Below are 12,698 nucleotides of genomic sequence, written 5' to 3' on the forward strand. Positions count from 1 at the left end.
GGTTTCAGCTCAGGCACAGCTACGACAGTCCAGCGGCCGACGCCGCATGACCCGAGAGGAGATTCACGCCGTGATGACCGCACTCGGAGACCTCGTCAAGGTCATCAAGGAGGCTGATCCGTTGGACAAGGCGGATCCCTATGCCCAGATCGGGCTACGCCTGACGTACAGGCCTCAGAAAAAGCTAGTGGAGGCTCAGGTTGTCTCTGGCCCCCACGTGTGCAAAAGGTATGTGTCCGAGGACGGAGTCTGGGGGAGGGCCGCACGGTGGACGGAGTCTGGGACGAGGGCCGCCGCACTGCTGACGGAGTCTGGGAGGAGGGCTGCCGCACCGTAGGCGGATCAGCCGAACGTGGTCGACAGTTCGTCGGCGAGCCGCTCGATCGTCTCCCGGCCCTCCAGCGGTCGTGACCACGCGGCCGGGAACGCGGCGGTCCCGTGCACGGCGCCCAGGAGGTTGCCGCAGACCGAGCCTGTGGAGTCGCTGTCTCCCGAGTGGTTGACCGACAGCAGCATCGCCCGTTCCACCGACGGCTCCACCAGCGCGCAGTAGACCCCGATGGCCAGCGCCTCCTCGGCCACCCACGCCCCGCCGAGCGACTCGACCGCCTCAGGCGTGTGCTCGCCGCCGCGGGCCAGCTCGACCGCGGCGTGGAGCGCGCCTGTCGTCTCCTCGTGCCGCGGGTAAGTTGACGTCAGATCCAGGGCATCCTGTACGGCGTGCGCCAGCGGTCGCCCCGCCGCCAGGAGCGCGACGATCGCCGCGAATGCCCCGGCGGCCAGGTAGCCGGTCGGATGCCCGTGGGTGATCTGCGCGCAGGCGGCGGACAGCTCGAACGCGGCCCGAGGGTCCCTGACGGCCAGGCCGAACGGGGCCGAGCGCATGACCGTTCCGCACCCCTTGGAATCGGGGTTCACCGGGCCTGGCTCGCCGAGGGGCGCCGGCCCGGGGAAGTGCCGGTGCAGGCCCGACAGGCAGGCGTTGCCGGGTGCCCGCCGGGAGTACAGCCAGCCCTCCTCGCGCAACCGGCCCGTACGATGCGGAGCGTCCGGCGGCGGAGGCGCGTGATGGTCCTGGGTGTCCAGCCAGCGCTGGTACGCCTGGCGTACCGACTCCACGGCGTCGGCCGGGGACTCGGCGCGGGTGAGCCCCTCCACGGTGAAGAGCGTCATCTGCGTGTCATCGGTGACCAGTCCGCTTTTGCCGCGCCAATCGGTGACATGCCCGGAAATACCGTCTTTGCCGTGATGCTTGCGGATCTCCCTGAGCGACTGGAACTCGATCGGCGCCCCCAGCGCGTCACCGATCGCCCCACCGAGCAGGCAGCCTCGAACTCGATCCCGGAAGTCCATGGGAAGATCCTGCCACTTCCTGCCGCTTCCTCCCGACCGGCCTCCCGGCAGACGGCGGACCGGCGAAGCGGCAGACCGGCAGACCTGTGAGGTCACCCACGGTCGTCGCAAAACCCCTCAGGTGGTGACGAAGTCCGCGATGACCACCGTCGCGTCGTCCTTCGGCTCCACGGCGGCCATCTCGTCGAACACCCTGTCCAGGCAGGCGGCAGGAGACGGACCGCCGGCGAAGAGTTCCGTCATCCGCGAGGTGCCGAGCGCCCGGATCGCCCCGTTCGTGATGATGACGACGCGGTCACCAGGACGGAGGGACACGGTGCCGACCTGCGGAGACAGACCGGTCGCCAGGCCGAGCCCGCGCTGCGGCGACCCGTCTTCCAAGGAGCGCGGCGATCCGTCCTCGAAGGAGTGCGACGTGGTGAGCCGCTGCGGCCGCGCGCTCTTCGGGCAGTGCCAGATCGCGCCGTTCCCGACATGAGCGAAACGCAGGCACGGGCTGTCCGCCGCGTCGAGGATGATCAGATCCAGGGTGTTGACCAGGCCGGACGTGGCGGGGTCGAGCTGGGCGGCGGTGCGCACGGAGTGGTGTACCGCCTGGGCCCAGCCGTTCATGTCCACCTTCCGCGCCCCGCCGTACCGGGGCCGGGCGGCGACCACGGCACCCAGGGCCACGGCGGCGGCGGAGACGTCGCCGAGCTGCCCGCCACCCCGTCCGCCGAGATGCCCGCCATCCTGCCCACCATCGTGGCCGCCGAGCTGCCCGCCGCTGGCCGTCGCGATCAGCCGCTCCTGGATGACGTACGCGTCGGACGGCCGGCCGTGCGAGCCCTCGTACGTACCGCCGACCGCCGACAATCGCGGCCGTGCCACCGGCATCCCGGGCGGCCAGGTCCCTCGCTGACCACGGATCGCCATCACGGTCAGGCAGGTGATCAGGATCGCGATCACGATGAAGGTCATGAGGTCCCCTCCGCGACATGTGCCCCCGTAGCCGCGGTCATCGCGACACGCGCCCCAGTACACGCTCGCGCGCGGTGATACGACTGACGGCCGATCGGCCGTCATGCGGCGCGGTGGCCGCGGGTTCAGGGTGCGTAGGACGCGGTGCATCCCGTAGTAGAGCCGGCCCGAGGAAACAGCAATGCGGACCCATGACCCCATCCGCCGCCACGACCGGAGAAAGCCGTTCCAGGTGCGTTATCGTGAGAGCCGTTTTGTGCTCCCATCGCGAGCGGACGGCGCATGGCTCTCCCCGGTTCCACGAGGTACGACTCGGCGGCCAGGCAGTTGGAGCAGGCCATCGCCCGTACAGGAGCGGCGGCCCGTGTCGCCGTGGGCCTGGTGGCGGTCGTCGCCGCGGCGCTCGGCGCGGTGCCGCCGGTCTCCGTCGCGTGGCTGGTGCCGATGCTGGCGGTGGACCTCGTGTGGACGGCGCTGTTCGCCCGGCTGGTGTGGCGCGGGGAGCTGCTGCCCAAGTGGCTGGCGGCCGGTGACGTGGCCATCACCATCACGTTGTGCCTCTCGCAGCGCCACCTCGTGGCCAGGGAGGCGCTCGAGGACGGAGCGAGCTGGATCGCGGGGCTGGTCACGATGACCATCGTCGTCGCCGGGGTCGCCTGGCCGCCCAAGGTGGCCGTTCCCACCGGCCTGGCCGTGTCGGGGGCGTACCTGGTCGGAGCCCGGCTCGCCTCCCCTCCCCAGGACGTGAGCATCACGCTGGGGACGCACGTCGTACAGATCCTCTCGATCGTGGTGCTGATGCTGCTGCTGCGCCGCTCGGCCGCCTCGGCGGACGCCTTCCTGCGGGAGAGCGCGCGCAGGGAGATCACGCTCATGGTGGAGCGGCTGCGGCGCGAGGACGAGCTGCGGCAGGTCGGCAGCATCCACGAGACGTCGCTGCACACGCTGACCATGGTCGGCCTGGGCACCTATGACGAGCCCTCGTCCACCCTGCGCGGTCAGGCGGCGAGCGACCTGTCGGCGCTGGAGAAACTGCGGGACACCCCGCGCGCCGCCGCCGGTTCCATCGCCCTGGACGCCCTGCTGGACGAGGTGGCCGAGCGGGTGACGGGCTTGGAGGTCCATCGGAGCCTGACGCCGGAGACGGTGCCGGGGGAGGTCGCGGAGAGCTTCGCCCGCGCCGTCACCGAGGCCCTGGCGAACGTCGCCCGGCATTCCGGCGTACACCAGGCTGAACTGCTCTCCAGCAGGCGCGACGGCGAGATCCGCGTGGAGGTCGCCGACGAGGGCCACGGGTTCGACCAGGACCGGCTGCCGCCCGACCGGTTCGGTGTGCGCGGCTCGATCCTCGACACGATGCGCTCCCTGCCGAACGGCGGCGCCGAGATCTCCTCCGGCGGCCAGGGCACCAGGGTGAGCCTGTGGTGGCGGCCGTGACCGAAGAGATCGAGCAGGTCGCGCAGCGCTATGCCCGCTACACCGCGATCGGTGCCGTGATGATCGCCCTGCTCTGGCACACCGGCTACGACCTCACGGTCACGATCACCGGCTGGTACGACTTCCGCTACCCGCTGGTCGCGGCGGCGGCCTGGCTCCTCTACACCGCGATCGCCGTGCTGGCCGCGGTGGCCCTGCTGCGTACCTCCAGCGGCCCGGCCCGGGGACGCGAGCTCGCCGTGCCCGTGCTGGCCCTGGACATCGCGGTGATCGTGGCCTGCTACCCCAAGGACCTGATCGGCCCCATCAACTGGGGCTGGGGCTCGGTGGGCTGGCTCGGCGTCATGCTCCTGTGGAACCGGCCGCGCGGGCGGGGCGAGCTGTTCGTCTTCCTCGCCGCCAACGCCGGCATCATGCTGGCGGCGATGGCCGCGACCGGGACACTTGACCGTGTCTCCATCGCCAAGTACCTGATGGTCGAGGTCGGCAGCATCACCCTTCAGCTCGGGTATCTGGCCGGCTGTCACACGCTGCGCGTGCGTGCCGAGGACGCGGTGCTGCTGGCCCGCCGGCTCGCCGCCGACGACGCCTGGCGGGTCTCCGCCCGGCGCATCCACGCCGACCGGCTGCGCAGGTACGACGCCATCCGCGACGTGGCCGAGTCGCTGCTGAAGCAGCTGGCCGACGGCGCCGATCCCGGCGATCCCCGCGTCCGCGCGGACTGTACGGCCGGCGCCATGCGGCTGCGCCGCCTCATCACCGAGCGGGAGGACGTGCCCGACGCGCTGGTGTCGGCGCTGCGCGAGCGCATCGACGCGGCCGAGCGGCGCCAGGTCCTGGTGACGGCGCCGCCGTTCGGCGAGAACCTGCCCGACCTGCCGGAGGGCGTACGCGAGGACCTGCTCAGAGCGCCGATCCGGGCACTGGACGGCGCCAGGTCGCGAGCCAGGGTCACCGTGTCCGCGATGTCCACCATGATGAGTGTGGCGGTCGTGGCCGACAATGATGATCTGCCCATCAGCACCACCCCGGTACACGAGCCGAGCGGCGTCGTCGTCACCTATCAGCGGCAGGGAGGGGAGTTATGGGTCAACAGCATCTGGCAGGGCCCGTGACCGTCGCCCTGGTGGAGGATCACCAGGTCGTGGTGGACGGCGTCAGGTCGTGGTTCAGCCCGCCGGGCCCGGTGTGCCTGGTCGCCCAGGGATCCACGATCGAGTCCGTCCGCGACGTGGCCGCCGACGTGCTGATGCTCGATCTCAACCTCAACGGCACCCTGGTCGTCGACCGGGTCGCCGAGTTATGCGGGGGCGGGCAGCGGGTCATCGTCTTCTCCGAGCACGAGGAGCCGGAGATCGTACGCGCCGTGCTGGACGCCGGGGCCTCGGCGTTCATCGGCAAGGGACGGGCCACGCGGGAGTCGTGCCTGGAGACCATCCTGGAGGTGGCCGCCGACAAACCGAGCATGACGCCGCCGATGGCGCAGGCGATCGCGACCGACGAGGGCCCGCACCGGCCGCAGTTGTCGGACAAGGAGCGGGCCGCGCTGCTGTTCTGGTTCCAGTCGATGTCCAAGGCGTCGGTGGCCGCGCGGATGGGGATCAAGGAGCGGACCGTACGCCAGTACATCGACCGGGCCCGCGTCAAGTACGCGGCGGCGGGGCGGCCCGCGCCCACCAAGGAGAAGCTGCTCATCTGCGCCATCCAGGACGGTCTTGTCCGTCCTGACGAGGTGACCGTCTACACCTCCCTGGCCGCGCGGTCTGGAGGGGAACCGCGCGGCCAGGAGAGGTGACCTAGGAGAGCCGTACGGGACCCCTTCTCGACGGGGTGATGCCGTTGCACCATCGAGAACATGCCCGCCCTTGTTCCCGGCGACCCGCGCCAGCTCGGTGAATACTGGCTCGCGGGCCGGCTGGGGGAGGGCGGCCAGGGTGTGGTCTATGAGGCGTACGACCCCGCCGGGCAGCGGGTGGCGATCAAGGTGCTGCATCCGGGTGCCGGGGCCGAGTTGCGGGACCGGTTCGCCAAGGAGGCGGCGGCGACCCGGCAGGTGTCGGCGTTCTGTACGGCCCGGGTGCTGTCGGTCGAGCTCGACGACCCCCGCCCGTACATCGTCAGCGAGTACGTCGGCGGCCCCAGCCTGCGCCGGGCGGTCGCGACCGCCGGGCCGTACCGGCCGGACGACCTGCATCGGCTGGCCACCGGCATCGCCACCGCGCTGACCGCGATCCACGAGGCCGGGGTGATCCACCGCGACCTGAAACCCGACAACGTCCTGATCGGCCCCGACGGCCCGCGAGTGATCGACTTCGGGATCGCCAGAACGTCGGAGATGTCGCTCACCCCGACCGGCCAGGTCGCCGGGACGCCGGCGTTCATGGCCCCGGAGAGCGTCATCGGCCAGCGCGCGAGCCCGGCCGTGGACATCTGGGCGTGGGGCGCCGTCGTCCTGTACGCGGCGACCGGCCGGGACCCCTTCACCGGCGAGAACCTGGCGGGGCTGCTGCACCAGATCCTCGCCGCCGCCCCCGACGTGTCCGGCCTGGCCGAGCCGCTGCGCGCCCTGGTCACGGCGGCCCTCGCCAAGGACCCGGGCGAGCGCCCCAGCTCCCGGAGCCTGCTGCTGGCCCTGGTCGGCGGCCGGGACGTCGTCTCACGCGCCGGTGGCGCGGATGTCGTCCCGCGTGACGGTGACCGGGATGTCGTCCCGCATGAGGACGGCGGGACGCGGGCGCTGCTGGCCGAGGGCAGCCGGGCGGCCGACGTGATCCGGCCGCCCGCCCTGCTCGCGCAGCCGCCCTTGGAGCTGGTGGCCGAGCAGATCTACCGGCGGCTGCGCGGCACCGACCAGGCGGTGGTGCCGCAGATCATGCTGCGTCTGGTCACCCCCGGCGAGGGCGCCGAGGACATGCTGCGCAAGGTGCCGGCCGGCGAGCTCGACGACGGGGTCGTCGACCCGCCCATGCTGGACCGGGTGCTGCTCGGGTTCACCCGGGCCGAGCTGGTGGTACGCGACGGTGACACGGTGGCGCTGGCCAACGCGGCCCTGCTGCGCGCCTGGCCGCGGATGCGCGGGTGGATCGACGCCGACCGGGCGGGGCTGCGCGTCCACCGCAGGCTCGGCGAGGCCGCCCAGAGGTGGGACGCGCACGGCCGCCGTACCGGCGACCTCTACCAGGGCGGCTCCCTGGAGGCCGCGCTGAGCTGGGCCGCGACGGGCCGTCAGCACGTGACGCTGAACCTCGTCGAGAACGCCTTCCTGGAGGCGGGCCTGGCCTACAGCCGGGTCCGGGCCCGTCGCCGGCGGCAGGTCATGGCGGCGCTGGCCGCCATGCTGGTCGTCGCGCTGGCCGCCACGGGCGTGGCCGCCGGGCAGCGGGCGGCGGCCGTACGCGAAAGGGACATCGCGGTGGCCCGCAAGACCGCGATGCTCGCCGAGACGCTCCAGACCTCCGACCCCGTCAAGGCCATGCTGCTGAGCGTGGCGGCCTGGCGGATCGCGCCGGTCCAGGAGGCGCGGGCCGTGCTGTACAGCGCGCTGGCGCAGCGCGAGCTGACCGTGCTGCCGCCCCCGGCCGCCGGGGCGGACGCGCGGTTCGACCTCAGCACCGACGGCCGTGTGCTGGCGGTCGCCGACGCGGGCCGGGTGACCCTGCGCGAGGCCGGCCGGACGATCCGCACGGTCGACGGCGTGGGTACGGGCGTCCGCGTGATCGCGCTGAGCGGTGACCGGACGAAGGTCGCGGTGTGCGGCCCCGACGGCGTCCGCGTCTGGGACGTCGCGACGGGCCGGGCGGGCCCGCGCATCGCCGGGACCGCGCTCGGCGCGGTGCTCAGCCGCGACGGGCGGCTGCTGGGCCTGGCGACGGCCGAGGGCAGGGGCGAGGTCCGGGACACCCGCACCGGCAAGCTGGTCATGGGCACCCGGGACGAACGGATCGACCGGATCACCCTCTCCGACGACGCCCGCTACGCCGCCGCCACCTTCACCGACTCCCGCTACGAGCTGTGGGAGCTGGGCTCGCGACGCCGCATCGGGGGAACGGGCGGCGCGGTCGCCTTCGGGCCAGGCACGGCCGCGATCGCCACAGGCGGTGAGATCCGGCTGTGGGACCTGGCCACCAGACGGTTCCGTCCGGACTCGCTGGTCGACGGCATCACGGCCGCGTGGCTGTCCTTCAGCGCGGACGGGCGGCTGCTCATCTCGTACGACCGCACGGCGATCGCCGTCTGGGACGTCGCGACCGGCGAGCCGACGCTGCACTACCCGCTGACCGACACCTCTGGCATGCCCTCGGCCCGGCTCGACGCCGGACACACGCGGCTCAGCTACCTGCTGGGCAGGGGCGCGGTGGCGGTGCTCGACCTCACGGCGGGCGTCCATGTGGCCCGTGCGGCCGGCGCGGCGGCGTTCGACCCCGCCGGACGGATCGCCGCGCTGCAGACCCCCGGCGGCCTGGTGCTGTGGGACGTCACCGCTGGCCGGTCACTGGGCACGCTCGGCCATCCCCATCCCACCGCCGACCACGCCGAGAACATCGCCGGAGCGCCCGAGCACGCCGAGAACACCGACGCCGTCCCCGACCACGCGGAGAACACCGCTGGAGCGCCCGAGCACGCCGAGGACACCGACGCCGTCCCCGAGCACGCCGAGAACACCGACGCCGCCGCCGACCACGGCAAGGACGCTGACGACGCCGACGGCGCGTACGCCCTGGCGTTCAGTCCCGACGGCCGGACGCTGGCGGCCGGATCGGCCGGTTCGACCACGGTGACCTTGTGGGACGTGGCGAGCCGGACCGAGATCGCGCGCCTGCCGGCGGGCGGCCGCCAGTACATCGACGGCCTGGCCTTCAGCCCCGACGGCCGAACCCTGGCCGTGTCCCCCGCCGAGGGCCGGGCCGAGCTGTGGGACGTCAGCAGTCACCGGCGGCTCGCGGACCTGCCGAGGGCCGGGTTCGACGCGATGGCCTTCCGGCCCGACGGCAAGACCCTGGCGATCGGCGGCAGCGACGCCGCCCTCATCGACCTCACCGCCGGGAACGTCCTGCGCGACCGGCCGTTCGGCGGCAGCGTCGACGGGGCGAGGTCGCTGGCATACGCCCCGGACGGCGCGACGATCGCGGTCGGCTTCCGACAGCTCGGCGTCGACCTGTGGGACGGGCTCGGCCGCCGTCAGCTGGGGCGGCTGGCGCCGGGACGCGGCGAGTTCGACACGGTCATGGCGATCGCCTTCCAGCCGGGCGGCGCCATCCTGGCCACCGGCGGGAGCAGCGGCCGCGTCCAGCTGTGGGACGTGGCGGCCCGTACCTCTCTGGGCGATCCGTTCAAGGCGCACGCCGGCGGGGTGCTGGCCCTGGGATTCTCCGCCGACGGCCGGCGACTGCGCAGCATCGCGGCGGACGGCACCATCCACGACATCCCCGTCGACCCCGCCCTGGCCGTGACCCGGATCTGCGCCCGCGCGGGCGCAGACCTGAGCCCGGCCGAGTGGGCCAGGTTCATACCCGAGATCCCCTTCAGAGAGGTGTGCTGACCATGGCGACCCTGAGGACCACCCCGCGGACGATCCTGTGGAAGCTGCTGCGTGACGACGGGATCATCGAGTCGATCGACATCACGCCGGCCCCGGTGATCTCCGGAGCGCCGCTGGTCGTCGAGGTCGCGACCGCCGGCGTACGCCGCCTCGACGGTCTCCTGTACGGCCCCGGCGGGGAGCGGGAGCGGCTCGCGTTCGAACATGTCGAGAGCGGCGAGTTCGGCGATCTGTGGCGGGCGGAGGCCGTGGTGAAGACCGTGGGGGTCTGGCGGGCGCGGGTCAGCGCGCGCGGTGACGCCGTGGAGGACACCTTCACGGTGGCGACCGACGACCAGGCGGGCGTGGCGACGCGGATCGACGACTTCCGCCTGGCGCCCGATCCGGTGCCCGAGGGCGACGAGCTGACCTTCACCGGGGTCCTGCGAGCAGACGACGCGAGACTCGGCGGCCGGCCGATCCTGCTGGAGTTCCGCGCCGACCAGGAGCTCGCGTGGACCGAGATCACCCGTACGGAGACGGGAGAGGACGGGAAGTTCAGCGCGGTCGTCATCGCCCAGAACTCCGGCTTCTGGCGGGCGGAGTTCCCCGGCTCTGGGAGGCCCGACTCCGGGACGCCCGGCACGGGGAGGGGTCTGTTCGCCGACGCCGACGCCGAGGCACTGCGCGGCTCGCGCAGCGCCCAGCAGCACTCGGAGGTGGAGAAGAAGGGCCTCTACCAGGTGTCCCACACGGTCAGCGGCCAGTCGGTCCCGAAGAACAGCACCGTCCGGCACACCGGCACGGTGCAGAAGCGTGACAGCGTCAACGACCCCTGGAGCACGCTCAACAACGAGACGGCCGAGCTGTTCTTCAAGGGATCCGGCACCAACCGCAAGAGCGTCACCAAGGGCAAGGGCAGATACCTGATCAAGGCCAAGGCGGTGAGCAGCGGTGCGTGGGGGGTGAAGATCTCCAGTTCCGCGAACGAGTTCGCGGAGATCAGGGTGACCGTCAACTGAGCCCCTCGCTTACTGACACCCACCCGGGGCGGTCCGGTGCGGCCACATCGGCCGCACCGGACCCGCACCGGCTGAGCGGGATCAGTCGCGATAAGTCCTGACGTAGTCGAACTGGGCCACGGCGCCTGACTTGTTCATCGAGACCAGCCCGATCTTGAGTCGCTCCTTGGCCGGCAGCGTCCACACGCCGTTGTGGACCCAGTGCTCGCCGTCCCTGCTGGTCGCCGCGCGCACCTCGGTCTCGCCGTGCGCGGTGTCGGCGTGGTGGGACAGCCGCAGCCACATCGTGTCGGCGGCCGGGCCGCCGAACATGGGGCCGTTGAAGACCGCGGTCGGCGGGGTGGTCGTCGGCCGCTCTCCTTCCTTGGCGAACTCGCTGAGCTGGACCACCGCCCCGTTGCCCCGCTGCAGCGGGACCACCGAGTGCACCATCTTGAAGTACCGGTCGTCATTCTCGTACAGCAGGATCCCGGCCTGCTGCCCCGCTTGCGCAGGCGCGAAGTCGATCTTCGTCTCCACCGTGTAGTCGCCCTCCGGCGCGTCCCGCAGCAGCACCGAGGCGGTGTTGGTGCCTTGGTACAGCTCGGCGTTCTGGGTCGGCCAGGACAGCGCGCCGCCGGTCATGGTGACACCGGCCGCCGGGCCGCGTACCCACTGCCACGGCGAGCCGGGGACGGTGTCGCCGTTGAACTCGTCGCTGTAGGCGGGCAGCAACGGACCCGGCCGGGGGTCGGGCACCCGCTCGGTGACGGGGGTGTACAGCTTCGCGGCACCGACGTTGTCGGCATCGGCGCCGCCGCCGCGCGCGACCGCGCCGACCGAGCCGTGACGGGCCGCGGCCTTCGGCAGGCGGCGGGTCTGCTCGGCGACCGGGTCACCGAGCTGGTCGGTGCTCACCTTGACCGTCAGTTGGGTGCCGCGCAGCTCGGCCACCACGGTGTGCCAGGTGCCGAAGTCGAACCCGGCCGGCAGCGCCGTCACCGACCTGCCGCGGCTCCTGCCGCCGATCACCACGTCGGTGACCAGCGCGCGGCCGTCGCGGTCCAGCCAGGCCACGACGTTGTTCTCGCGGTTGGCGTAGGCGAGGGTGAGGCCGACGGCGCCGTCGGTGACCCGCAGGTCCGCCTGCGCCCGTACGTCGGCGGTGGGGGCCTTCTTCGCGGAGACCAGGTACGCGGTGGCGCTTCCGGCGTGGCTCGCGTACCCCCGCGCGTCCTGATCGGTCCGCACCGACCAGCCGCCCTCGGCCCGCCAGCCGGTCAGGGAGCCGTCCTTGAACGCGCCGCCGGCGGCGAAGGAGGTCACCGGCGCGGGCTGGGCGCCTTCGGACGGTCCGGCTCCGGCGCGTACCACCGGCCAGCCGTCGATCCAGTCCAGCCGGTCGATCAGCAGCGGGCGCTTGCTCAGGCCCGCGAGCCGCCCGCCGCCGATCGGCGGGAAATCGGGGTCGGCCGTCGAGATGCCGTGGTAGACGAGCCAGTCCTGGCCGGACAGGTCGGTCTGGAAGCCGCTGTGTCCCGGGCCGGCCCAGCGGTTGCCGTTGGCGCCGACCACGATGGCGCCCTTACTGGTCAGGTCCATCAGGTTGACGCCCTCGTCGTCCACGAACGGGCCCGACGGGGTGGTGGCCCGGCCGACCTTGACCTGGTAGCCGCTGTAGGCGCCCTGGCAGCAGCCGGCGTCGGAGTAGAAGAGGTAGTAGAAGGCGTCATGCCGGACGACGTACGCGCCTTCCATCCGGCGCCCCCTGGCCACCTGGGTCGCCGCGCCTTCGACGCGGGTGGCGTCGGCGTTCATCTTCGCGACGCAGATGACCTCGTAGCTTCCCCAGTACATGTACGGGGTGCCGTCGATGTCGGTGAACTGCGCCTGGTCGATGTTGCCCGTGGGGCAGGTGGTCGAGGACGGCAGCACGTCACCCGCGTCGGTCCACGGCCCGGTCGGGGTCGGTGCCGTTGCCAGCCCGAGATCACCCCCGTTGGAGGACACCGAATAGTAGAGGTAGTACTTGCCGTTGATGTACCTGACGTCCGGAGCCCACAGCCGCGCGGCGTTGTGCCAGGCGGGCTGGGTCTCCGGGGTGAAGACCTGCCCGGCGTACTCCCAGCGCACCATGTCCTTGGAGCGCAGGATCGGCAAGATCCGCTCGCCGTCCTCGCCCTTGCTGTTGAACACCGGGTTCTGGGTGCCGTAGGCGTACCAGAACCCGTCCTTGCCGTGGATCATCGTCGGGTCGGGGAAGGTGTCGACCACGCCCGCCGATACCGGGTTGGCGTACGTGCTCGGCGCCTGCGCCGCCGCCGGCGGGCCGATGACCAGGCCGGACAGCAGGACGGTGAGGCCGAGGGCCCGGCTGAGCCGCGACAAACGATCATGGGGTTGGGACATGCCGCAGAGTCTGTCGACGC

General features: G+C 72.3%; 9 protein-coding genes. 6 read left to right on the forward strand and 3 right to left on the reverse strand.

Features of this window, described 5'->3' with window-relative positions; translation table 11 throughout:
* Window positions 1-70: 70 nt before the first annotated feature.
* Window positions 71-337: a hypothetical protein gene (locus ACQP2T_RS27110; protein ID WP_433518854.1), complete on the forward strand. Its 267-nt coding sequence runs from the start codon at window positions 71-73 to the stop codon at window positions 335-337.
* A 5-nt stretch (window positions 338-342) separates the two neighbouring features.
* Here the strand turns inward: ACQP2T_RS27110 and ACQP2T_RS27115 are convergent, their stop codons facing one another.
* Together ACQP2T_RS27115 and ACQP2T_RS27120 are read right to left on the reverse strand one after the other, a co-directional pair.
* On the reverse strand, window positions 343-1,353 hold the full coding sequence (locus ACQP2T_RS27115; protein ID WP_433518855.1) for an ADP-ribosylglycohydrolase family protein: 1,011 nt from the start codon (window positions 1,351-1,353) through the stop codon (window positions 343-345).
* Window positions 1,354-1,470: 117 nt separating this feature from the next.
* Window positions 1,471-2,313 (reverse strand): SpoIIE family protein phosphatase, encoded by an 843-nt coding sequence (locus ACQP2T_RS27120; protein WP_433518856.1) that lies wholly within the window; start codon window positions 2,311-2,313, stop codon window positions 1,471-1,473.
* A 282-nt stretch (window positions 2,314-2,595) separates the two neighbouring features.
* Between ACQP2T_RS27120 and ACQP2T_RS27125 the strand changes: the two genes are divergently transcribed.
* The 5 genes from ACQP2T_RS27125 to ACQP2T_RS27145 are packed head-to-tail and all read left to right on the forward strand — an operon-like array spanning window position 2,596 to window position 10,290.
* Window positions 2,596-3,750, forward strand: coding sequence for a sensor histidine kinase (locus ACQP2T_RS27125; protein WP_433518857.1), 1,155 nt, complete (start codon window positions 2,596-2,598; stop codon window positions 3,748-3,750).
* Complete coding sequence (locus ACQP2T_RS27130; RefSeq protein WP_433518858.1) at window positions 3,747-4,865, forward strand: hypothetical protein; 1,119 nt, start codon at window positions 3,747-3,749, stop codon at window positions 4,863-4,865. Before ACQP2T_RS27125 ends, ACQP2T_RS27130 begins: the two co-directional genes overlap by 4 nt.
* Window positions 4,835-5,545 (forward strand): DNA-binding response regulator, encoded by a 711-nt coding sequence (locus ACQP2T_RS27135; protein ID WP_433518859.1) that lies wholly within the window; start codon window positions 4,835-4,837, stop codon window positions 5,543-5,545. Before ACQP2T_RS27130 ends, ACQP2T_RS27135 begins: the two co-directional genes overlap by 31 nt.
* Before the next feature lie 60 nt (window positions 5,546-5,605).
* Window positions 5,606-9,289, forward strand: a complete 3,684-nt coding sequence (locus tag ACQP2T_RS27140) for a WD40 repeat domain-containing serine/threonine protein kinase (RefSeq protein ID WP_433518860.1) — start codon at window positions 5,606-5,608, stop codon at window positions 9,287-9,289.
* Between the two features lie 2 nt (window positions 9,290-9,291).
* Window positions 9,292-10,290 carry a hypothetical protein gene (locus ACQP2T_RS27145; RefSeq protein ID WP_433518861.1) on the forward strand — a complete coding sequence of 333 codons (999 nt, stop codon included), beginning with the start codon at window positions 9,292-9,294 and terminating at the stop codon, window positions 10,288-10,290.
* Between the two features lie 81 nt (window positions 10,291-10,371).
* Here the strand turns inward: ACQP2T_RS27145 and ACQP2T_RS27150 are convergent, their stop codons facing one another.
* Window positions 10,372-12,678 carry a family 43 glycosylhydrolase gene (locus tag ACQP2T_RS27150; protein ID WP_433518862.1) on the reverse strand — a complete coding sequence of 769 codons (2,307 nt, stop codon included), beginning with the start codon at window positions 12,676-12,678 and terminating at the stop codon, window positions 10,372-10,374.
* Window positions 12,679-12,698: the final 20 nt, after the last annotated feature.

It is taken from the genome of Nonomuraea sp. CA-143628 (assembly GCF_050942315.1).
Classification (GTDB): domain Bacteria; phylum Actinomycetota; class Actinomycetes; order Streptosporangiales; family Streptosporangiaceae; genus Nonomuraea.

Coding starts and splice junctions, on each gene's coding strand:
- ACQP2T_RS27150 (WP_433518862.1), bottom strand. CDS start 12,678: ATGTCCCAACCCCATGATCGTTTGTCGCGGCTCAGCCGGGCCCTCGGC.
- ACQP2T_RS27120 (WP_433518856.1), bottom strand. CDS start 2,313: ATGACCTTCATCGTGATCGCGATCCTGATCACCTGCCTGACCGTGATG.
- ACQP2T_RS27115 (WP_433518855.1), bottom strand. CDS start 1,353: ATGGACTTCCGGGATCGAGTTCGAGGCTGCCTGCTCGGTGGGGCGATC.
- ACQP2T_RS27140 (WP_433518860.1), top strand. CDS start 5,606: ATGCCCGCCCTTGTTCCCGGCGACCCGCGCCAGCTCGGTGAATACTGG.
- ACQP2T_RS27135 (WP_433518859.1), top strand. CDS start 4,835: ATGGGTCAACAGCATCTGGCAGGGCCCGTGACCGTCGCCCTGGTGGAG.
- ACQP2T_RS27145 (WP_433518861.1), top strand. CDS start 9,292: ATGGCGACCCTGAGGACCACCCCGCGGACGATCCTGTGGAAGCTGCTG.
- ACQP2T_RS27125 (WP_433518857.1), top strand. CDS start 2,596: ATGGCTCTCCCCGGTTCCACGAGGTACGACTCGGCGGCCAGGCAGTTG.